Annotated in this window: 20 protein-coding genes; 14 read left to right on the forward strand and 6 right to left on the reverse strand. The window is 66.2% G+C overall.

Annotation, left to right across the window (positions count from 1 at the left end):
* Positions 1 to 90 precede the first annotated feature (90 nt).
* Positions 91 to 1530: a CCA tRNA nucleotidyltransferase gene (locus tag WB461_RS03665; RefSeq protein WP_423851363.1), complete on the forward strand. Its 1440-nt coding sequence runs from the start codon at positions 91 to 93 to the stop codon at positions 1528 to 1530.
* Positions 1531 to 1729: 199 nt separating this feature from the next.
* Here the strand turns inward: WB461_RS03665 and WB461_RS03670 are convergent, their stop codons facing one another.
* Together WB461_RS03670 and WB461_RS03675 are read right to left on the reverse strand one after the other, a co-directional pair.
* The gene (locus WB461_RS03670) at positions 1730 to 2809 is read right to left on the reverse strand and encodes an inositol-3-phosphate synthase (protein ID WP_423851364.1); all 1080 of its coding nucleotides are present in this window, start codon (positions 2807 to 2809) and stop codon (positions 1730 to 1732) included.
* A 21-nt stretch (positions 2810 to 2830) separates the two neighbouring features.
* Complete coding sequence (locus tag WB461_RS03675; RefSeq protein ID WP_423851365.1) at positions 2831 to 3430, reverse strand: PadR family transcriptional regulator; 600 nt, start codon at positions 3428 to 3430, stop codon at positions 2831 to 2833.
* Positions 3431 to 3622: 192 nt separating this feature from the next.
* Here WB461_RS03675 and WB461_RS03680 point away from each other — a divergent pair, with 192 nt between their 5' ends.
* Positions 3623 to 5842 carry a transglycosylase domain-containing protein gene (locus WB461_RS03680; RefSeq protein WP_423851366.1) on the forward strand — a complete coding sequence of 740 codons (2220 nt, stop codon included), beginning with the start codon at positions 3623 to 3625 and terminating at the stop codon, positions 5840 to 5842.
* 4 nt (positions 5843 to 5846) lie between these two features.
* On the opposite strand, the gene WB461_RS03685 is transcribed toward WB461_RS03680, so the two are convergent.
* The 3 genes from WB461_RS03685 to WB461_RS03695 form a co-directional block, all read right to left on the reverse strand.
* Positions 5847 to 6881, reverse strand: a complete 1035-nt coding sequence (locus WB461_RS03685; protein ID WP_423851367.1) for an alanine racemase — start codon at positions 6879 to 6881, stop codon at positions 5847 to 5849.
* Positions 6878 to 8002 (reverse strand): lipid II:glycine glycyltransferase FemX, encoded by a 1125-nt coding sequence (locus tag WB461_RS03690; RefSeq protein WP_423851368.1) that lies wholly within the window; start codon positions 8000 to 8002, stop codon positions 6878 to 6880. Before WB461_RS03690 ends, WB461_RS03685 begins: the two co-directional genes overlap by 4 nt.
* A gap of 64 nt (positions 8003 to 8066) precedes the next feature.
* A complete protein-coding gene (locus WB461_RS03695; protein WP_423851369.1) occupies positions 8067 to 8504 on the reverse strand; it encodes an HNH endonuclease in 438 nt (145 codons plus the stop codon).
* Between the two features lie 194 nt (positions 8505 to 8698).
* Here WB461_RS03695 and WB461_RS03700 point away from each other — a divergent pair, with 194 nt between their 5' ends.
* The 5 genes from WB461_RS03700 to WB461_RS03720 are packed head-to-tail and all read left to right on the forward strand — an operon-like array spanning position 8699 to position 13816.
* Positions 8699 to 10249 carry a circularly permuted type 2 ATP-grasp protein gene (locus tag WB461_RS03700; RefSeq protein ID WP_423851380.1) on the forward strand — a complete coding sequence of 517 codons (1551 nt, stop codon included), beginning with the start codon at positions 8699 to 8701 and terminating at the stop codon, positions 10247 to 10249.
* On the forward strand, positions 10243 to 11169 hold the full coding sequence (locus WB461_RS03705) for an alpha-E domain-containing protein (RefSeq protein WP_423851370.1): 927 nt from the start codon (positions 10243 to 10245) through the stop codon (positions 11167 to 11169). Before WB461_RS03700 ends, WB461_RS03705 begins: the two co-directional genes overlap by 7 nt.
* 46 nt (positions 11170 to 11215) lie before the next feature.
* Positions 11216 to 12055, forward strand: coding sequence for a transglutaminase family protein (locus WB461_RS03710; protein ID WP_423851371.1), 840 nt, complete (start codon positions 11216 to 11218; stop codon positions 12053 to 12055).
* Between the two features lie 10 nt (positions 12056 to 12065).
* Positions 12066 to 12698: a CG0192-related protein gene (locus tag WB461_RS03715; RefSeq protein WP_423851372.1), complete on the forward strand. Its 633-nt coding sequence runs from the start codon at positions 12066 to 12068 to the stop codon at positions 12696 to 12698.
* Positions 12699 to 12748: 50 nt separating this feature from the next.
* Entirely contained in the window at positions 12749 to 13816 is a 1068-nt protein-coding gene (locus WB461_RS03720) for an aldo/keto reductase (protein ID WP_423851373.1), read from the forward strand.
* Here WB461_RS03720 and WB461_RS03725 read toward each other — a convergent pair whose 3' ends face one another.
* On the reverse strand, positions 13817 to 14392 hold the full coding sequence (locus WB461_RS03725; RefSeq protein WP_423851374.1) for an MOSC domain-containing protein: 576 nt from the start codon (positions 14390 to 14392) through the stop codon (positions 13817 to 13819).
* Positions 14393 to 14572: 180 nt separating this feature from the next.
* Between WB461_RS03725 and WB461_RS03730 the strand changes: the two genes are divergently transcribed.
* The 7 genes from WB461_RS03730 to WB461_RS03760 all read left to right on the forward strand — a co-directional run bounded on the left by WB461_RS03730 (position 14573) and on the right by WB461_RS03760 (position 21464).
* Positions 14573 to 15337 (forward strand): ABC transporter ATP-binding protein, encoded by a 765-nt coding sequence (locus tag WB461_RS03730; RefSeq protein ID WP_423851375.1) that lies wholly within the window; start codon positions 14573 to 14575, stop codon positions 15335 to 15337.
* Positions 15337 to 17889 carry an ABC transporter permease gene (locus WB461_RS03735; RefSeq protein WP_423851376.1) on the forward strand — a complete coding sequence of 851 codons (2553 nt, stop codon included), beginning with the start codon at positions 15337 to 15339 and terminating at the stop codon, positions 17887 to 17889. Before WB461_RS03730 ends, WB461_RS03735 begins: the two co-directional genes overlap by 1 nt.
* A 158-nt stretch (positions 17890 to 18047) precedes the next feature.
* Complete coding sequence (rpsF, locus tag WB461_RS03740; protein WP_118399019.1) at positions 18048 to 18338, forward strand: 30S ribosomal protein S6; 291 nt, start codon at positions 18048 to 18050, stop codon at positions 18336 to 18338.
* A 111-nt stretch (positions 18339 to 18449) separates the two neighbouring features.
* Positions 18450 to 18983 (forward strand): single-stranded DNA-binding protein, encoded by a 534-nt coding sequence (locus WB461_RS03745; protein ID WP_423851377.1) that lies wholly within the window; start codon positions 18450 to 18452, stop codon positions 18981 to 18983.
* Positions 18984 to 19013: 30 nt separating this feature from the next.
* Positions 19014 to 19250, forward strand: coding sequence for a 30S ribosomal protein S18 (gene rpsR, locus WB461_RS03750; RefSeq protein ID WP_118397792.1), 237 nt, complete (start codon positions 19014 to 19016; stop codon positions 19248 to 19250).
* A 10-nt stretch (positions 19251 to 19260) separates the two neighbouring features.
* Entirely contained in the window at positions 19261 to 19707 is a 447-nt protein-coding gene (gene rplI, locus WB461_RS03755) for a 50S ribosomal protein L9 (protein ID WP_423851378.1), read from the forward strand.
* A gap of 65 nt (positions 19708 to 19772) precedes the next feature.
* The gene (locus tag WB461_RS03760; RefSeq protein ID WP_423851379.1) at positions 19773 to 21464 is read left to right on the forward strand and encodes an ABC transporter family substrate-binding protein; all 1692 of its coding nucleotides are present in this window, start codon (positions 19773 to 19775) and stop codon (positions 21462 to 21464) included.
* The last annotated feature ends 174 nt before the right edge of the window (positions 21465 to 21638 follow it).

Below are 21638 nucleotides of genomic sequence, written 5' to 3' on the forward strand. Positions count from 1 at the left end.
AACATGCTAGACGTAGCCTGTACTCGCCCGACGATCGTGGAAGCGAGCCGCCCGACGGGTTCGAGCGCGTCCTCGCGACCGATAGAGTGTGTGCCTGTGCATTCGACCACGCTGACCCCCGATCGTCGGGCCAGGATCGACGCCTCGCTCGCCGCCAATTCGTTCCTGGTCGAGCTCGGCGCGCTCTTCGAGGCGGCGGGCCACGAGATCGCCATCGTCGGTGGGCCTGTACGCGACGCCGTGCTAGGCCGACCGGGCAACGACTGGGACTTCACGACCTCTGCTCGACCGGACGACATCGAGCAGATCGCCGGGGCTTGGGCGGATGCCATCTGGGACGTGGGACGTGAGTTCGGCACGATCGGTCTGCGCAAGGGTCCGCACGAGCTGGAGATCACGACGTATCGCACCGACGAGTACGACCTGGCCTCGCGCCGGCCGGAGGTCCGCTTCGGCCAGACCCTTCACGGGGACCTGTCCCGGCGGGATTTCGCGGTCAACGCCATGGCAGTTCGCCTTCCTTCGCGGGAGTTTGTCGACCTGTTCGGTGGACTGACCGATCTGGACGACCAGGTGCTGCGCACTCCGGTGTCCCCAGAACAGTCATTCAGCGATGACCCGTTGCGGATGATGCGCGCCGCCCGATTCGTGTCGCAGCTGGGCTTCCACGCCGGACCCGAGGTCGTCGCCGCGATGACCGGCATGTCTCAACGGCTCGAGATCGTGTCGGCCGAACGGATCCGCGACGAGCTCAACAAGCTGTTGTGCGGCTCCCATCCCGTCCAGGGCCTGAGGCTGCTGGTCGCCACGGGACTGGCCGAGCAGATGCTGCCAGAGCTGCCGGCACTGATCCTCGAACGCGATGAGCATCACCGGCACAAGGATGTCTACGAGCACTCGTTGACGGTGCTCGAGCAGGCGATCGCCCTCGAGGACAGGCTCCAGGCGCAGCCGGACCTCGTGATCCGGCTGGCCGCACTCCTGCACGACATCGGCAAGCCGAAGACCCGCCGGTTCGTCGAGGGCGGGGTGGTGACGTTCCACCACCATGACGTCGTCGGGGCCAAGCTGGTGCGCAAGCGTCTGCGAGCCCTGCGCTACAGCAACGACGTGATCGACCAGGTCGCGAAGCTGGTCGAGCTGCATCTGAGGTTTCACGGCTACGGGTCCGGCGAGTGGACTGATTCAGCTGTTCGTCGCTACGTCCGCGATGCCGGTGACCAGCTCGAACGGCTGCACATCCTGACCCGCGCCGACAGCACGACCCGCAACAACAAGAAGGCGTTGCGGCTGCAGCGAACGTACGACGAGCTGGAGGATCGGATCACGGCGCTGGCCGAGCAGGAGGAGCTCGGCTCGATCAGGCCCGACCTCGACGGAGCGCAGATCATGCAGATCCTCGGCATCGCGCCCGGGCCCGAGGTGGGCGAGGCGTACCGGTTCCTTCTCGACCTGCGAATGGACCGCGGTCCACTCGGCGAGGCCGACGCGGCCGAGGCGCTGAAGTCGTTCTGGGCGGCACGCCCGTAGAACAGTTGGCCCCCTGCACGACGAAAGACCCCACCGCCTCAGGGCGATGGGGTCTTGTCGGTTGAAGAGCAGTAGCTCTTCTGGAGCTTGCGTGAGTGCTCAGCGCTCGACTTCACCAGAGCTAGCTCTTTTGGAGCTTGCGTGAGTGCTCAGCGCTCGACCTCACCAGAGCTAGCTCTTTTGGAGCTTGCGTGAGTGCTCAGCGCTCGACTTCACCAGAGATGTACTTCTCGAGCATCTCGCGACCGAGGTCGTCGGGACGCTGCTCCGGAGGCGACTTCATCAGGTAGGACGAAGCCGACAGCAGGGCGCCGCCGATACCACGGTCTTTGGCGATCTTCGCCGCACGGATCGCGTCGATGATGATGCCGGCCGAGTTGGGCGAGTCCCAGACCTCGAGCTTGTACTCGAGGTTGAGTGGGACGTCACCGAACGCGCGACCCTCGAGGCGGACGTAGGCCCACTTGCGGTCGTCGAGCCACTGGACGTAGTCGCTCGGGCCGATGTGCACGTTCTTGGCACCGAGGTCGTGGTCGATGTTCGACGTCACGGCCTGCGTCTTGGAGATCTTCTTGGACTCCAGGCGGTCACGCTCAAGCATGTTCTTGAAGTCCATGTTGCCGCCGACGTTCAGCTGGTAGGTCCGGTCGAGCACGACGCCCCGGTCCTGGAACAGCTTGGCCATCACGCGGTGCGTGATGGTGGCGCCGACCTGGCTCTTGATGTCGTCGCCGATGATCGCGACACCCGCGTCTTCGAACTTCTTGGCCCATTCCGGGTCGGAGGCGATGAATACGGGCAGGGCGTTGACGAACGCGACCTTCGCGTCGATCGCGCACTGTGCGTAGAACTTGTCGGCCTCCTCGGAGCCGACCGGGAGGTAGGACACCAGGACGTCGGCCTGGGTGTCCTTGAGGACCTGCACCACGTCGACCGCCGGGGCGTCCGACTCCTCGATCGTCTCTCGGTAGTACTTGCCGAGACCGTCGAGCGTGTTGCCCTTCTGGACGATGACTCCGGTGGGAGCGACGTCGGCGATCTTGATCGTGTTGTTCTCGCTGGCCTGCGTCGCCTCGGAGAGGTCGAAGCCGACCTTCTTGGCATCGACGTCAAACGCCGCGACGAACTCGATGTCGTTGACGTGGTATTCGCCGAACTTGACGTGCATCAGCCCAGGGACGTTGCCGTCGGGGTCAGCGTCCTTGTAGTACTCGACCCCCTGGATCAGAGACGTGGCGCAGTTGCCCACACCCACAATTGCTACGCGTATCGAACCCATGGGTTCTCCTTCATTCTCGTGTCACTTCTCGGTGGTGGTGATGCCTGTGTTGTTGGTGTTGTCCTGCTCGTCGGGATAGCCGCCCGACCGTTCGCGGTCAATCAGTTCGGTCAACCACTTCACTTCCCGTTCAACCGACTCCAGACCGTGCCGCTGCAGCTCCAGCGTGTAGGAGTCGACGCGGTCGCGCTTTCGCTGTCCTGCCTTGCGCACGTTGTCGAGACGCTCTTCCATCCGGCTGCGACGTCCCTCGAGGATGCGAACCCTCGAAGCGGCGTCGGTGCGCGCGAAGAACGCGAACCGGACCCCGAACGTCTCGTCGTCCCACGCCGACGGACCGGAGTCCTCGAGTGCTTGAGCGAAGTGCTCCTTGCCCTCGGCAGTCAGCTTGTAGACGATCTTGGCGCGGCGGCCCCGCCCCTCGGGATCCTCAGCTTCGTCGGCCACGATGTAGCCGGCCTTGCCGAGTCCCTTGAGGCAGGGGTAGAGGGTGCCATAGGACAGGACACGACCCCAGCCGAGCAGGACGTTGACCTGCTTGCGCAGTTCGTAGCCGTGCATCGGGGCCTCGTGGAGGAGTCCGAGGACAGCCACCTCGAGTGCCGCGCCGCGTCGTGTCATGACCTGTCCTGACAAAGTGTGTCGTTTGTTTGTATATCGAGACGATACATCGCGCTGGTGTATCGCCGCCACACCGACCCCCGTGACCCGCGACACGATGAGGGCGCTCGATTAACCAATACTCAGGTAGATTCGGCACACTTGGACGTTGACGGATCCGATCCCGGGATCTCGATGGAGGTAGACGGACCCTTGGCAACTCAGCGCAGCAAGTCCCCTCGTGCGAAATCGGCGAGCGACGGACGTCTTCGGACCTTCGCCAGCAAGGTCGGTGGCGACGGTCCGTGGTGGCTCGCGACCATTCGCTGGGTCGCCTTTCTCGGCATCCTCGGCATCGTGACCGGCGCGATTGCGTTCTTCATCCTGTACCGGGCCATCTCGATCCCGAACGCCAATGCGGCGTTCCAGACCCAGACGACCAAGGTCTACTACTCCGATGGCAAGCACCAGCTCGGCACCTTCGCCAAGCAGGATCGGGAGAGCATCCCGATCGGGGACATTCCCGCCTCGATGCAGGCCGCGGCGATCGCCGCTGAGGACCGCACGTTCTACACCAACCGCGGAATTGACCTCAAGGGCATCGTCCGGGCTGCGCGCAACAATGCGACCAGCGGTCAGATCCAGGGCGGTGGCTCGACGATCACCCAGCAGTACGTCAAGATCCTCTACCTCACGCAGGAGCGCTCCTACACCCGCAAGGTCAAGGAGGCGATCCTGTCCATCAAGATCCACAACCAGCTGAGCAAGAAGGACATCCTCGAGGGCTACCTCAACACGATCTACTTCGGCAACGGCGCATATGGCGTCGAGGTCGCGTCGAAGACGTACTTCGACAAGCCCGCGAGCGAGCTCAACTACGCCCAGTCGGCCATGCTAGCGACGATCATCAACAGCCCCACCTACTACGACCCGTACGCCGAGGGCGCCGCTGATCGCATCGGGCCGCGTTTCCGCTATGTCCTGAACGGCATGGAGAAGTCAGGCGCTATCACGGCCGACGAGGCCGCCAAGTTCGCCGACAAGCTGCCGTCGTTCGTCAAGAAGCGCGACATCAACCGATTCAGCGGATCGAAGGGATACCTGCTCGAACTGGTCAAGCGACAGATGGACGGGCTGGACTTCGATGCTCAGCAGGTCGACGGTGGCGGTCTGCGCATCACCACGACATTCGACTACAAGCGCCAGAAGGCTGCCATCAAGGCGATCAAGACACATCGCCCCAGCGGGGCCAAGGAGCTTCACCAGTCGCTCGTGTCGATCAGACCAGGCACCGGTGCTGTGGAGGCCATGTATGCCGGTCGCGACTACCTCAAGAACCAGTTCAACTGGGCGACCAACGGCACCCAGCCCGGGTCGACGTTCAAGGCCTTCGCCGTGGTTGCCGCACTCGAGGACGGCTACAGCCTCAAGACCAAGCTCAATGGATCGTCACCGCTGATCATCAATGGCAAGCAGGTCACCGAGAACCAGGGTGACAGCGGCGGTGAGTCGTTCGGCTCGGTCCCGCTGGAGTTCGCGGCGCAGAAGTCGATCAACACCGCTTTCGTCGACCTGATGGACCAGATGAGCAACGGACCCACCAAGACGCTCGACGCCGCGGTCCAGGCCGGAGTACCTGCGTCGATCGTGGACAAGATCAAGAACTCGCCGGACGGGCCACCGCTGGTGACGCCACTGGGGTACTTCCCCGTCCCTCCGGTCGACATGGCCAATGCCTACGCGACACTCGCGGCAGATGGCAAGCGTGCTGAGTGGTACGTCATCCAGACCGTGAAGGACGATCAGGGTCAAACCCTGCACAAGCACAAGAAAAAGAACAAGCAGACGATCCCCAAGGACGTCGCCGCAGACACCATCGCGGCGATGCAAAAGGTCGTCAACTCCGGGCGAGCCGGCACTGGCTCGGCTGCCCGCACGGTGTGCCCCACTGCCGGCAAGACCGGTACGGCCACGGCTGGCGGCGACGACGACCAGCACGTCTCCTCGTCCTGGTTCGCCGGATACACGCCGAAACTGGCCACGGTCGTGATGTACAACCGCGGCAAGTTCGGCAATGCGGACCTTGAGGGCTACATGCTGCCGACCTTCTACGGCGGTGGCATCCCGGCGCAGACGTTCCAGACGTACATGAATGCTGCGCTGCAAGGCACCGGCTGCGGCTCGTTCCCTCCGCCTGCCAATCTGAAGGGCAAGAAGGGGACGGTCTACCAGAAGCCCGTGCCCACGTGCGGGAAGGACCAACGCCTCAACGCCTCGAGGACCGGGTGCGTCGCCGACCCCAAGCCGAGCCCCAAGCCGACACCCAAGCCGACCCCGACACCCGAGCCGACGAAACCGCCCAAGCCGACGACCGAGCCCTCACCGGCTGCGACGTGCGGAACCATCACCGATCCCTGTCCGAAGCCGAAGTAGTCAGCTAGCGAAGGTTGACGGCGTCGAACGTCGCGGTGGTGAAGCGCACCGCGACGGCGACGCGTTCACCGACCTCGGGTGCACTCGCGCTCGCGGGCACGAAGATCATGCTGGCCTGCATGTGTGGAGGCTCGGCGAACCAGCGTTGCTTGCCATCGATCGTGAACGGTGACAGCGAGAACCCGGCTGCCTCGAGTCCGCCCTTGGCGAAGGACTTGCCGCGCTGCACGACACCGGCGGCAGCCTTGGGTGCCTCGAGCGCGATGCCGTGGCTGGTGCCCCCGGAGATGACCAGCAGGAATCCGTCGCGCGGCATGGGCCGCTGCCGATATCCGATCCGCTCGCCGCGGGCGACCAGGTGGCTGTCGAGGACCGTCGCGCGGACGGACAGCGCTCCGAGGTCGCCGAGCCACAGTGAGGTGCCGATCCGGGGTCGGATGACGAGGTTGGGGCGCCGCTCGTGCAGTACCGCGAGCTCGGCCGGGGTCAGGTGCGACGCAAAGATCGTGGTGGTCTCGACCTGGGAGGTCTCGAGGGCGGCGGCCCAGCGCTCGGCCTCGTCGAGATTGCTGCCAGCCATCGGTAGGTGAATGGCAAAGCCTTCGACCCGCAGGCCGCCGAGGGCCGCGACGGCGGCAGCCAGCTCGTGCCGGTCCAGTCCGTGCCGGGACATCGAGGTCTCTCCCTCGACCAGAACGCGCGACCCCGAGCCCTCGCCGGCCGCGAGAGCGGCGATGTCGTCGACCCGACCCACGGTGTGGATGACTCGCTCGTCGAACACGACGTCGGTGAAGAAGGGTCGCCAGGGGGTGAGGACCATGACGTCGCCGGAGAATGCGGCGAGCGCGCCGGGCACCTCGGAGTAGGTGCCGACCGCGATCGTGTCCAGCCCCAGCGCGGTTGACTCCGCAGCGAGCCGATCGCGACCAAAGCCGTATCCGTTGCCCTTCACGACCGGGACGATGCCGGGGGTCTGCTCCACCAGGGTGCGAAGTCCACGCCGCCAGCGCTGGACGTCGACATCCAGCTCGAAGGTCACCGTGACCGCCTCTTCAAATAGGTGGTGAAGCCGAGGTAGAGGGCTCGGTTGAGCGGCAGGTCCCACTCGCCGAGGTACTCGACCGCCTCGCCACCGGTGCCGACCTTGAACTGGATGAGGCCGACGTGGGAGTCGTCCGAATCCATTGTCTCGGTGATGCCGCGCAGGTCGTACGTCTCGGCGCCCGCCTGCTTCGCGTCCCGGATCATCTGCCACTGGACAGCGTTGGAACCGCGGACGTCGCGCTTCGCGGTGGTCGATGCACCGTAGGAGTACCACGCATGGGTGCCGACCCGCACCATGGTCGTCGCCGCGACGAGATCACCCTCGTGGTGGGCGAGGTACAGCACCAGGCGGTCGGCCTCCTCGGCGGTGAGCGCATCCCACATGCGCTCGAAGTACGCCAGCGGCCGCGGGGTGAACTCGTCTCGCTCAGCGGTCTCGGTGTAGACCCGGTGGAACTCCGCAAGGTCGGCACGGGACCCGCGGGTCACCTCGACCCCGGCCTTCGTGGCTTTCTTGATGTTGCGCCGCCACTGCTGGTTCATGCCCGCGAGAAGATCCTCCTCGTCGCGCCCGGCCAGCGGGATCTGGAAGTTGAACTTCGGTTGGCCGGCGGAGAATCCGCCTTCGCTGCCTATCTCCTTCCAGCCCAGTCGCCCGAGCTCTGCGGCGACGTCGAGTGCCGCCGGGTCGCTCACATCGGCGGGAACGGCGGAAAGTGTCGTCAGTACCGGATCGGCGATGGCCTGTTTGATCGTCGCCGCGTGCCATCGGTGGGTCACCACCGGAGGACCCATACGGATGCCGAACGCGCCCTGGGACTTGAGGTGTGCTGCCAGTGGCGTCAGCCAGCGCGCCAGGTTGCCATCGGTCCAGTCGATGTCGGGGCCCTCGGGCAGGTACGCGAGGTAGCGTCTGAACCGCGGCAGCTGCCGGTAGAGCACCAACGCGGCGCCGACCAGGGCTTCGCCTTCGAACCAGCCGATCGACTCGCCGCGCCACTCGTTCTTGACCGTCGCCCACGCAGGGGTCTGCAGGAAGCTCACCGAAGCTTGACCTCGCACGAAGTCGAGATGTTCCGCTGTGCTGATGGGCCGGACCACGAGAGCTGACGTCACCGGGCCACGCTACCAACCGGGCGCGAGGCCACGGCGCCCACGAGGTCGATCCTGTCGACCGTGATCACGCGACGACGACGAAGGCCGGCTGTCGAGGAATCAGCAGCAGGGCCATCCCTGCCTCGGTCGGGGTTCGGTTGGCCTTGCGGTGGTTGCATCGGATGCAGGCGGCGACCGCGTTCTCCCAGGTCAGGGTGCCGCCGCGGCTGCGTGGCACGACGTGGTCGACGGTCTCGGCGCGTCCGCCGCAATAGGCGCACATCTTGTCGCGGGCTTTGATCGCACTTTTCGTGCACAGGTGTGGACGGCGGTGCCGCCAACGGGTCACGACGTATCGCACCAGACGCAGGACCTTGGGCACGGGGAAGGGGCCGAAGGATCCACCGGCTTCTTCCTCGATGACGGCGACCTCGCGAACCAGCATCTTGATGGCGTGCCGCATCGAGACGCGCTGCAAGGGCTCATAGCTCGCGTTGAGCACCAAAACGTACGCATCGCTCATGGGCGCGGCCCCTTTCTGACCGAAAGCGTAGCGGCCGATTCCGCATATGTGCTGTCATCGCGACGAAAAACCAAACCTGACGGTTCGCCCGATGAGCTGCCGAAACCCGCGGGTGGCGAATCTGTCCTACGGTGGAGGCTGTGCACACTCCTGAGCTCTTCGACGGTTACGGACCCGTGGTGGGCTTCGACGAGATGTTCCAGGACGGAGCGGTCCGGTCCAACTACCGGCAGGTGCGCGAGTCCTTCGACACCATGGGGCCCGACGAGGTGCGCCTGCGGGCCGACTCGCTGGCGTCGTCCTATCTCGAGCAGGGCGTCACGTTCGGCGTCGCCGGCGAGGAACGGCCCTTCCCGCTGGACATCGTCCCGCGTCTGATCGAGGCCGCGGACTGGGACCATGTCGAGCGCGGGGTCCGTCAACGCGTGCTGGCGCTCGAGGCGTTCCTCGCCGATGCCTACGGCTCAGGCGAGCTGTTCACCGATGGCGTCGTCCCCCGTGCGACCGTGATGACCTCCCCGCACTTCCATCGGGTCGTCGCGGGCCTCGAGCCGGCCAACGGCGTGCGGGTCCACGTCGCCGGTGTCGATCTGATCCGCGACGGCAATGGAGACTTCCGCGTCCTCGAGGACAATGTCCGAGTCCCGTCCGGCGTCTCCTACGTCATGACCAACCGCCGCGCGCTGTCGGCCGCGCTGCCCGAGGTGTTCGCCGATCACCGCATCCGACCGGTGTCGCAGTACTCCCAGCAGCTGCTGGCGGCGCTGCGCAAGGCTGCCCCTGCCGGTGTCCACGATCCGACCGTCGTCGTGCTGACACCGGGCGTCTACAACTCGGCCTACTTCGAGCACACCCTGCTGGCCCGCACGATGGGCGTCGAGCTCGTCGAGGGCCGAGACCTGGTGTGCCGCTCGGGCCGGGTCATGATGCGCACGACCAACGGGCTCGAGCCGGTCGACGTGATCTATCGCCGCATCGACGACGAGTTCCTCGACCCGGTGCAGTTCAGGGCGGACTCCGCGCTGGGCGTGCCGGGCATCATCAACGCCGCCCGCGCTGGTCATGTGACGATCGCCAACGCGGTCGGCAACGGAGTGGCCGATGACAAGCTGCTCTACACCTACGTCCCGGACCTGATCCGTTACTACTTGTCCGAAGAACCCATCCTGCGCAATGTCGACACCTGGCGGATGGGCGAGGCCGAGCAGCGGGAAGAGGTGCTGGACCGCCTCGACGAGCTGGTCCTCAAGCCGGTCGATGGCTCCGGCGGCAAGGGCATCGTGATCGGGCCGGCCGCTTCCAGGGGCGAGCTCGACGAGCTGCGCGGCAAGATCCTGCTCGACCCTCGCGCCTGGATCGCGCAGCCAGTCGTCTCGCTGTCGACCGTTCCGACCCTCGTGGAGGACGGCATCCGCCCCCGGCATGTCGACCTACGTCCGTTCGCGGTGCATGACGGCGACGACGTGTTCGTGCTGCCCGGTGGACTGACCCGCGTCGCACTGCCGGAGGGCGAGCTGATCGTCAACTCCAGCCGCGGGGGTGGGTCCAAGGACACCTGGGTGCTCGCGAGCCACACCGACCCTGACGACGAGGGCGAGATCGCGCCGACCGCAAGCATGATCGCGGGCACCCCGCAGTCCGCCGGGCCGGCGATAGGCGGCGACTCCGGCGACCTCCACGTGCACGAGCAGGAGCAGCAACAGCAGCAGGACGGACCGGACGTGAAGGAGAACCCGACATGCTGAGCCGGATCGCGCAGTCCTTGTTCTGGATCGGTCGTTACCTCGAACGGGCCGACGACACCGCCCGCATCCTCGACGTGCAGATGCAGGTGCTGATCGAGGACCCCGGCATGGACGAGCGCACGTCGTGCGAGCAGCTGCTATCGGTCATGGGTGTCGAGGACTACACCGGCAACCCGAACCGATGGATGATCCTGGACCTGCTGGCGCACAACGCCGACTCATCAGTCTCGATCGCGGCCGCGATCGGCGCCTCACGAGAGAGTGCCCGCCGGGCTCGGGAGACGTTGTCCACCGACATCTGGGCGGCGATCAACACGACCTGGCGCGGACTGCCGGCGGCGCGCGCGATGCGGTCGCCCGACATGTTCGCGTGGGTCCGCAACCGCACCGCAATGATCTCCGGCATCGCCGACTCGACGATGTCGCGCGACGAGGGCTGGCAGTTCTACATGCTCGGACGCAGCATCGAGCGGGTCGACATGACGGCGCGACTGATGTCGACCGCGGCGCTGGCGTCCGGCCCCCAGGTCGCGTGGCCCACGACGCTGCGTGCGTGTGGGGCGTACGAATCCTTCATCCGCGCCTATCGCGGCATCGAGGCCGACCGTCAGGCTGCTGAGTTCCTGTTGCTGGACCGCTGGTTCCCGCGGTCGATCGTGTCCTCGCTGGCACAGGCCGAGAAGGCCCTGACCAAGCTCGAGCGCAGCGGTCAGCGATCAGGCTTCAGCGATGAGGCGCAGCGCCTGCTGGGCCGGGCCCGCACCGAGCTGGAGTACCGGCCGCTGGCCGACATCGTGTTCGACCTGCCGGTCGAGATGGAGCGGCTGCAACGCAGCTGCGCGGCGGCGAGCGATGCCGTCACGGCGCGCTACTTCGCTGAGTACGAGGAGCACACCTGGAGAGGCGGGGTCCTGCTGTGAATCCATCCCAGCGGACCGCCGGCTGGCACGTCGCCGGAGGTCGCCGATGAGCATGCAGATGCGCATTCGCCACACCACCGGCTACCAGTACGAGAAAGGGGCCGTCGCTTCTTTCAACGAGGCGCGGATGACGCCCATGACGACGTCCGAGCAGTACGTCCTGCGCTCGCGGCTCGAGATCACCCCGACGCCGTGGAGCTACGAATATCGCGATTACTGGGGCACGACGGTCATGTCGTTCGAGGTGCACGACCCGCACGCCGAGCTGACCGTCGTCGCGACCTCGACAGTCGAGACGCAGGAGATTCCGCCCAAGCCACACGGCGTCACGTGGGCCGAACTCGGGTCGGTGCAGGACGAGTGGTGCGAGTTCCTGGAGCTGTCGTCCTGGGTCTCCCCGGCGCCCGGACTGCTGGAGGAGCTGCGATCGCATCGCGAGTCCGCGGCGAGCCCCAGCGACTACGCCATGGCGGCGAGCCGGTTCCTGCACGAGCGGGTCGCATACGTCCCCGGCAGCACCGAGGTCACCACGACCGCGGCCGACGCCTGGGAGGCGCAGACCGGGGTGTGCCAGGACTTCGCACACCTGACCCTCGGCGTCCTGCGGGAGGCGCGGATCCCCGCTCGGTACGTCTCGGGCTATCTGCATCCTTCGCCCGATCCCGTCATCGGCGATGTGGTCGAGGGTGAGTCACATGCGTGGATCGAGTGGTGGGACGGCGAGTGGGTCGGGTGGGACCCGACGAACGCGATCACCACTGGGCCACGCCATGTCGTCGTGGCGAAGGGCCGTGACTACGGCGACAGCCCCCCGTTGCGGGGCATCTACTCAACGGCAGGTGGCTCCGAGCTGTTCGTGGGCGTGGAGATAACCCGCCTGCGCTAGCGTCGGCACCATGGCACTCCTGCACGCGGCAGAGCTCACCCCCTCGAAGATCGAGCTGATTCGCAGCTGGCTCCCGTCCCGGCCGTGGTACTCCGGCGAGCCGGCCGAGCTGGAGCTGATCGCGGCCTATCGCTTCGACGATCCGGACGGCGAGGTGGGTGTGGAGACCCATCTGGTCGGGGACGCCAATGGTCCCACCCACCAGGTGCCGCTGACGTATCGAGGGGCTCCGCTCGCCGGGGCCGACGAGTGGCTCGTCGGCATGATGCAGCACTCGGTGCTGGGTGATCGGTGGGTCTACGACGCATGCGGAGACCCGGTCTACGCGCAGACGCTGGCGACGGCAATCCTGACCGGCGGTACGCAGGCCGCGCTCGAGGTCGACGATCATGGTCACCGCTCGTCGCGCGAGCCGTCGGCCCGGGTCAACGGCAGTGGGCAGCAGCCCGAGCTCGGTACGGTCGGTCTGGTCGACGTCCGCGACGACGGTGGGACCACGGTCGTGGTCACCTCGGTCGCCGAGATCGTGGTTCGCCGGGTCATCAATGCCGGCTCGTCGGTACTCGGCGAGGACGAACTGGTCGGCAGCTGGCCGGGAGTGTCCGAGCCGACGGTGCTGGCCGTCTCCCGGCCTGTGGCCTGAACCACGTCTGCACAAGTCGCGGACGACCACGGTCCGGCTAGTTTGTAGGGATGACCGACCACGCCTCCTTCGCGGACCCTGTTTCGGAGCTCCACCGGCCGTATGTCGCGGCCGAGGACCGCTACACACACTGGGACTACCGCCGAGTCGGTCGGTCCGGGCTCTTGCTACCACCGCTCTCACTGGGGTTGTGGTGGAACTTCGGCGACAACTTCCCGTTCGACAATCAGCGGGCCGTTCTGCGCCACGCGTTCGACCACGGCATCACCCACTTCGACCTGGCCAACAACTATGGCCCGCCGTACGGCTCGGCAGAGGAAAATTTCGGCCGGATGATGCGTACGGACTTCAGGCCGTACCGCGACGAGCTGATCCTGTCGACCAAGGCGGGCTACGACATGTGGCCGGGACCGTACGGCGACCGCGGCTCGCGCAAGTACCTGCTCGCGAGCCTCGACGCCTCGCTGGAGCGGATGTCGGTAGACCACGTCGACATCTTCTACTCGCACCGTGCCGATCCTGACACCCCGCTGGAGGAGACCATCGGGGCGCTGGACACCGCGGTGCGTCAGGGCAAGGCCCGTTACGCCGGCATCTCGTCCTACTCGCCGGAGCGCACCGCCGAGGCGGTCTCGATCGCCGAGACGCTCGGCACTCCGATCGTGATTCACCAGCCGTCGTACTCCTTGCTCAACCGCTGGATTGAGGAGGGCCTCACGACTGTCCTGGACGAGCACGGCGTCGGCTCGATCGGCTTCGGCTCACTTGCTCAGGGCCTGCTCTCGGACCGTTACGTCCAGAGCTCGGACCCGGAACGCTCGCAGGATCGTGGCTCGTTCGACTCCTCGATGGCCAACGAGGACAACCGCAAGCGGCTCAAGGGTCTCGCAGCGATCGCCAAGAAGCGCGGCCAGACTCTCGCCCAGATGGCGATCTCGTGGACCCTGCGGCCCGGCGGCGTCACCTCGGCCCTGATCGGCGTCTCGTCGGTCGAGCAGCTCGACGAGAACCTCGCAGCGGCGGCACGCATCGACTTCTCCGACGACGAGCTCGCCGAGATCGACACCCACGCGGGTGAGGCCGGCATCAACCTGTGGGCGCCGAGCTCCCAGGTCTGATCACCTGGAGGGTGCGGCCTTGATCCGGCGGGTCAGCTCGTCTGGCGGGATCGGGCTGATGTCGGTGATCGTGGCTGCGCCCACGGCGAGCTCGCCGTCGTCCAGGGGCTCACACCTGATGCCCGCATGGCCACGCAGTGCCTGATGGGCGCCGGGCGCATATACCGTGTTCATCCACGCACACGGATTGGCAGGTGTCATCGAGCGGAACCGGATGGGTCCGTGGCCGGCGTCCAGGGTGAAGGTCGTCCGGGCGAGCGCATCGACGTCGAGGCCGTGCGTCACGATGTTGCGCCGTGCCAGCACCGGGTCGAACGGGGTGCCACCGGCTGGGAACAGGCCCTCGCTGGCGATCTGCCCCTCGAGCAGGTCGATGCTCTCCGCCGCGAGCATCGTGACTGCTGCGAACGCGAACCTGGTGCCGAAATACCTGTCCCCGACGAGCCCTCGATGAGCCCGCACGCGCACCCGGTCGACGAGCTCGGAGTCGGGGTCGTACGACGCGGTGCCATCGGCGGGCCGTCCGTCGTAGCGACGCACCCGCGACACCAGCAGCGTCGCGATCTGAAACTCCATGCGTCGAGCCTACGGAGGTTGCAGTCGGGTCAAGGAATGGGCAGCAGCGCAGAGACCGGATGGCACTTACGCGGAGGCTGGATGATCGCCGTCGAGCACGAGCAGCGGAGGCTGGATGGCAGGGTTGAATCGGGACCTTCGTCGATGTCAGGTGACACGCCACGTCGATACCGTGGAGGCATGACGTCACCCCCTGCACCCGCTCGCACCATCGCCGCGCGGACGACAGATCTCACGAAGATCTACGGCAAGGATGACGCCGAGGTCCGGGCGCTGGCCGGCGTCAGCGTCGACATCCACGACGGCGAGTTCACGGCGGTGATGGGTCCGTCGGGGTCCGGCAAATCCACGCTGATGCACTGCATGGCGGCTCTGGACACTCCGAGCAGCGGCACGGTCCACATCGGTGACGTCGAGCTGTCGACTCTCAAGGACAAGGCGCTGACCGAGCTGCGACGCGATCAGGTGGGTTTCGTGTTTCAGTCCTTCAACCTGGTGCCCACACTGACCGCGGAGGAGAACATCGCTCTGCCGTTGTCGATCGCTGGCAGGAAGCCTGACGCGGCGTGGTTCGACACCGTGATCGACACCGTCGGTCTGCGCGACCGGCTGGGACACCGACCGCACGAGATGTCCGGCGGCCAGCAGCAGCGTGTGGCCTGTGCCCGGGCGCTGGTGAGCCGCCCGTCGATCATCTTTGCCGACGAGCCGACGGGCAACCTCGATTCGGTGGCCAGTGCGGAGGTGCTGAGTTTTCTACGCCGCAGCGTCAGCGAGTTCGGCCAGACCGTCGTGATGGTCACGCACGACCCGATCGCGGCCTCGTACACCGACCGGGTCATCTTCCTGGCCGACGGTCTGGTCGTGGATCAGATGCGCTCGCCATCGGTCGACTCGGTGCTGGAGCACATGACCGCCCTGCAGGCTCGGGCCATGGAGGCCTGATGATTCTGGTCACACTGCGCAATCTGCTGGCGCGCAAGGTCCGGCTCATCCTCAGCGCGTTCGCGATCGTGCTGGGTGTCGCCTTCCTGTCGGGCTCGTTGATCTTCACCGACACGATGGCCAAGAGCTTCGACAACATCGTCAGCGGATCGGTCAGCGATGCGAGTGTCAGATTGACCGGACTCGACCGGGGTGGTGGCTTCACGGAGGCCGTCAACATCGACAGTCGGAAGATCCCGGCGTCGTTGGTGCCCACGCTCGCCGACGTACCCGGGGTCGCGCGCGCGGACGGATCCGTCGATGGTCAGGGACTGTTCGTGGTCAGGAAGAACGGCAAGCTGTTGGGAGGGACGGGGGCCCCGACGCTGTCGTTCAACTTCAGCGACGCCCCCAACGCCAACGGAGATCAGTCCGTACGTATCGCGGACGGGCGCGAGCCGAACGGCCCCGCCGAGGTCGCGATGGATCAGAAATCTGCCGACTCGGCCGGCTACGCGATCGGCGACACGGTCCAGATGATCACGGCGGGCGACCGGCCCGAGGTCGAGGCGACCCTGGTCGGCCACGCCGAGTTCGCCGGCGGCGGGCTCGCGGGTGCCAGTCTGGTGTTCTTCGACACCGCCACCGCGCAGGACATCTTCCTTGGCGGCGCGGACGCCTTCACCACGATCGGACTCACGGCAGAGCCCGGAGTCAGCCAGCAGCAGCTCGTCGACGCGGTGACGCCCCTGCTGCCGAAGGACACCGAGGCGATCACCGGCAAGAAGGCGATCGACGAGATCAAGGGCATCGTCAACACGGCGCTGGGATTCCTCAACACCTTTCTGCTGGTGTTCGCGGCGATCGCCCTGGTCGTCGGCACCTTCCTCATCATCAACACCTTTTCGATCCTCGTCGCGCAACGCAGTCGCGAGCTGGCCCTGTTGCGCGCGCTCGGCGCCTCTCGCCGCCAGGTCACCCGGTCGGTGCTCATCGAGGCCGCGATCGTGGGTCTGCTCGGCTCGACCTTCGGGCTCGGTCTGGGCTTCGGACTCGCGGCGGCACTGCGCGCGCTGTTCGCCAACTTCGGCCTCGATCTGACTGGAAGTCCACTGGTGTTCCAGCCCAGCACCGCGGTGTTCGCGTATGTCGTGGGCGTGCTCGTCACGATGTTCGCGGCGTATCTCCCGGCCCGCAGGGCATCCCGGATCGCACCTGTTGCGGCAATGCGCGATGACGTCGCACTGCCGGAGGGATCGATCCGACGGCGATTGCTGGTGGGAGTGGCTCTGGCCGTCCTCGGCACCGCGCTGCTGACGACCGGTCTGCTGGGCTCGGGCTCCTCGGGTGCGACGCAGGTCGGAATCGGAATCCTCGCGATTCTCTTGGCGATCGCCATGATGAGTCCCGTGCTCGCGATCCCGGTTCTCGTCGCGATGGGTCGTGTCTACGTGCGGATGTTCGGCACGGTTGGACGACTCGCGACACAGAACTCCTTGCGCAACCCTCGTCGTACGGCAGCAACCGCTTCGGCCCTCATGATCGGGCTGGCCCTGGTCACCACGATGTCGGTGCTCGGTGCGTCGATCAACAAGTCGATCGACGTCAGCGTCAAGAAGGAGTTCACCAGTGACTACCTGATCTCCAACGCGATCGGCCAGCCGTTCTCACCGACGATCGCCGATGACATCAGGGCCGTCGACGGCGTGCGGACGGTCGCCCCGGCCCAGCTCGCCAGCACCAAAATAGATGGCAGCCGCGCCAACATCTCGGCGGGCGACTCAGCGGCGCTCGGACAGATCTTCGACATCAACTACCTTGCGGGCGGGCCCGCTCTTCGGGACGGGCAGATCGCGCTCGTCGAGGGCAAGGCGGACTCGCTCGGTGTCTCGGTAGGCGACACGGTGACCTTGCGCTTCGCCGCGGGCACAGTGCCGCTTGAGGTGTCGGGCATCTACACCTCGACGTATGTCGTCGGCAGTGCCATCACGCCCTTCTCCACCATCACCGCCGGCAAGGTGCAGCGGGCAGACTCCAGCATCGCAGTCAATGCCGAAGCCGGTGTCGACCAAGCGGCTCTCGGCACCAGACTGGAGGCCGCGACCGAGGCGTTCCCGACAGTCACGGTGCAGAACCAAGCGGAGTTCTCCGCGGCGCAGCGCGCTCAGGTCGACCAGCTGCTGTATCTGATCTACGCGTTGCTCGGACTGGCGATCGTCATTGCGGTGCTCGGAATCGTCAACACACTGGCCCTCAGCGTCATCGAACGGACCCGGGAGGTCGGGCTGCTGCGTGCGGTGGGTCTCGGCCGCGGACAGCTCCGACGGATGGTGCGGCTCGAGGCAATCGCGATCGCGGTCCTCGGGGCGCTCCTCGGCATCGCCGCAGGGCTGCTCTTCGGGGTCGTGCTCCAGCGAGCCGTCGCGGACCAGGGAATCACTGATCTCGCGATCCCGTGGATCCGGCTCGTGACGTTCGTCGTGGTCGCGGGTGTCGTCGGGGTCCTCGCCGCGGTTCTCCCGGCCAGACGGGCCGCCAGGCTCAACGTGCTCCAGGCGATCACGACGGAATGACGCCGAGTCGACACCAGGGGCTGGAGCGTTTGGCCGGATCGGACGCGGATTGGCTTTCATTCCGGCTGTTCCCGTAGACTTCACCGGTTGCCAATCGGTGACGCTTCTCCTGCCGCAGGGACCCTGCGGCCGTTTAGTCCGAAGGAGACTGAATGTCATTGCGCCCGTACGAAGTCATGATCATCCTTGATGGTGACCTCGAAGAACGTACCGTCGCCCCCAGCCTCGACACCTACCTCAACGTGATTCGCCAGGACGGCGGAAGCGTTGACAGCGTCGACGTGTGGGGCAAGCGACGTTTTGCCTACGAGATCAACAAGAAGACCGAGGGCATCTACGCCGTCGTCCAGCTCCAGGCGGAGCCGGCCACGGTCAAGGAGCTCGATCGTCAGCTCACGCTCAACGAGTCCGTTGTCCGTACGAAGGTCACACGTCCCGACGTGAAGTAGGCCCGACCCAAGGACAGAGATGTCCACAAGGACCGCGCGCGACCCCTCGCAGGTGTCGTACTGCTGCGGTTCACTTGGAGTCAGACACCCCAAACCCGAAAGGCTGCGCACATGGCAGGCGAAACCGTCATCACCGTCATCGGCAACCTCACCGACGACCCGGAGCTCAAGTTCACTCCTTCGGGCGCCGCAGTTGCGAACTTCACCGTCGCTTCGACGCCTCGCACGTTCGATCGTCAGACGAACGAGTGGAAGGACGGCGATGCGCTGTTCATCCGTTGCGCCGCTTGGCGCCAGCTGGCCGAGAACTGTGCGGAGTCGTTGCAGAAGGGTCAGCGCGTCATCGTGACTGGCGCTTTGCGCATCCGCAACTTCGAGCGTCAGGACGGATCGAAGGGCACGAGCGTCGAGATCAATGTCGATGAGATCGGTCCCTCGCTGCGTTACGCCACGGCCAAGGTCACCAAGGCCAACCGGTCCGGTGGCGGCGACTTCGGTGGCGGCCAGGGCGGCGGCAACGCCGGAGGCCCAGGAGGCGGCGGGGCGCAGAGCAATCCGTGGTCGACGCAGCCTGCGGCACCACAGGGCGGTGGGTCTGACGCCTGGGGCGGCAACGCCGGCACGACCGACGAGCCCCCTTTCTAAACACACGTCAGCATCAAGTTCAGGAGCATCATGGCAAAGCCAGTCATTCGGAAGCCGAAGAAGAAGAGCAATCCGCTCACCGCGGCCAAGATCACCGAGATCAACTACAAGGACACCGCGCTGCTGCGCAAGTTCATCTCCGACCGCGGCAAGATCCGCGCGCGTCGCGTCACCGGTGTCACCGTCCAGGAGCAGCGTCTCATCGCCAAGGCCATCAAGAACGCCCGCGAGATGGCGCTGCTGCCCTACACCTCTACCAGCCGCTAAGGGGCCCGAGATGAAGCTCATCCTCACCCACGAGGTCACGAACCTCGGAGCACCCGGCGACATCGTCGAGGTCAAGGACGGCTACGGCCGCAACTTCCTGCTGCCGCGCAACTTCGCCATTCGTTGGTCGAAGGGTGCTGCCAAGCAGGTCGAATCGATCCAGGCCGCCCGTCAGGCGCACGCCGTGCACGATCTCGAGGAGGCCCAGAGCATCAAGGGCAACCTCGAGGCGGAGCCGGTCAACGTCCCGGTTCGCGCTGGTGTCGGTGGTCGTCTGTTCGGTGCCGTCACGGTCTCGGACATCGCCAGCGCCCTCGGCCTGGCCGGCGCCAAGGTCGACAAGCGTCGTATCGAGGTCGGCAACCCGATCAAGTCGCTGGGAGCCCACACGGTCTCCGTCCGCGTGCACCCCGACGTGAGCGCGCAGGTCAAGCTCAACGTCGTCGCGGCCAAGTAGACCGCCTCGGCAGGTCAGGTCCTGGATCTACCGGCCCTGACCTGCCACCGGTGGTTTTCTCACCCATGCGTGTGTCCGCGGCCCCCGCCGCACTTCTCCTGGCCGGTGGCCTTGCGCTCTCCGGCTGTTCGCTGGCGTCCAGCGACGACTCTGCTCCAACCCCGACCGCGGCCCCCAGCGCATCGGCGGACGAAGGCCTGCGCAGCACCGCCTGGACCGTCGCGGCCCGCGACCGTGTCGCCACCGGTGGCACTCTGCGCCTCGGCGCAGATGCGATGCCCCGCAACTTCAATCCCGCCCATCCCGAAGCAGCCAACTCCGATGCCGGTCGACTGCTCGCGCCGACGGTTGGTGGTGCTGTGCGCATCACGACCCACGGTGGGTGGGAGGTCGATCCCGACTACGCGACGTCCGTCGAGATCGCGGACAAGGACCCATTGACCATCAAGGTGCGCCTCAACCCCGACGCGGTGTGGCAGGGCGGCACCTCGATCACGGCAGCGGACATGATTGCGTACTGGAAGGCCCTCAACGGCTCGAACCAGGACTTCGAGGTCGCTTCGACAGCTGGGTTCGAGGACATCTCCAGCGTCAAGCAGGGCAAGACCAAGTTCGACTACACCGTGACGTTCAGCCAGCGAAATGCCGAGTGGCCGCGCTACATCTATCCCAGACTGGCCGCCAACGTCACCTCCTCGCCGAAGGTTTTCAACAAGGGATTCCGCGACCGCGCGATCTCGTCGAACGGCCCGTTCGTGGTGTCGGCTATCGACAGCAAGATGGGAACGATCACCCAGGAGCCCAACCCGCGCTGGTGGGGAACCAAGCCAAAACTTGGCAAGATCGTGTGGCAGGTGGCGGACCCAGCACTGCAGGCCAAGGCCTATGCCGCCGGAGACCTGGATGCGGCTGACCTGAACGCTGACACCTACGCCGCCGCCTCGGAGGCCAAAGGTGGTGTGGTGCAGCGGGCTGCGGGCGTTGATTGGTCGCAGGTGACGCTGAACGGTGGTCGGGGACCGCTTCAGGACGCCGACGTGCGCCGAGCGGTCGGGCACGCGATCGATCGCGATGCCATCGCCAAGGCGGCCGCTGCGGAGTTCGGAGCATCGGCCGAGCCACTCGGCAGCGTCATCCTGGTGCCGGGCCAGCTGGGCTATGTCGATTCTTCAGGGAAGCTCGCCTACGACCCGAAGAAGGCTGCCGACCTGCTGACGAAGGCTGGATGGGTCGAGGAACCCGACGGCGCTCGCAAGCGGAAAGGCAAGTCGCTGACCTTGACGATGCCGGTCCCGGCCCAGACCCCTCGCAACAGCGACCGGGCCAAGCGCATCGTCGCCGATCTGGGCAAGGTCGGCATCGAGGTCAAGCTGGAGACAGTCCCGGCCGAGAAGTTCTTCGACCGACGAATCATCCCGCTCGACTTCGACCTCGTGACATTCGTCCGGCAGGCGTCGCCGTTCCCGGTCGGCCCCGCCAAGGCGCAGTTCTACCCTGTCGACTCCACCCAGAACTTCACCGGCATCGGGCGGGATGAGATCGGCAAGGGGTGGGACGTCACGATCAAGACGTTGGACGAGCAGCTGAGGTTCACACGGATCACCAAGCTCGACAAGAGGCTGGCCGAGGATCCCACCGTCCTCCCGCTGGCGGTGACGCCGATCGCGGTGGGTGTACGCGAGGGGCTCGTCAACTACGGTGCGGCGCAGTTCGAACAGCCTGATTGGACGTTGGTCGGCTTCCTCGCAAAGAAGTAGCCTCAGTTCGGCGATCGGGTGGTGCCGAGGACCATCCACACCGTGCCCCGCTGTCTCAGCCACAGCGTGACCAGTCGCGCGGCGATGAAGCCGCCGTAGGCGACCCACAACCACGTGAAGCTGGAGTCAGCCCACCCGACGGCGAGGACGAGCGGCGCGTACGCCGCGAGGACG

The sequence above is a fragment of the Aeromicrobium sp. genome, assembly GCF_049587115.1.
Lineage (GTDB): Bacteria > Actinomycetota > Actinomycetes > Propionibacteriales > Nocardioidaceae > Aeromicrobium.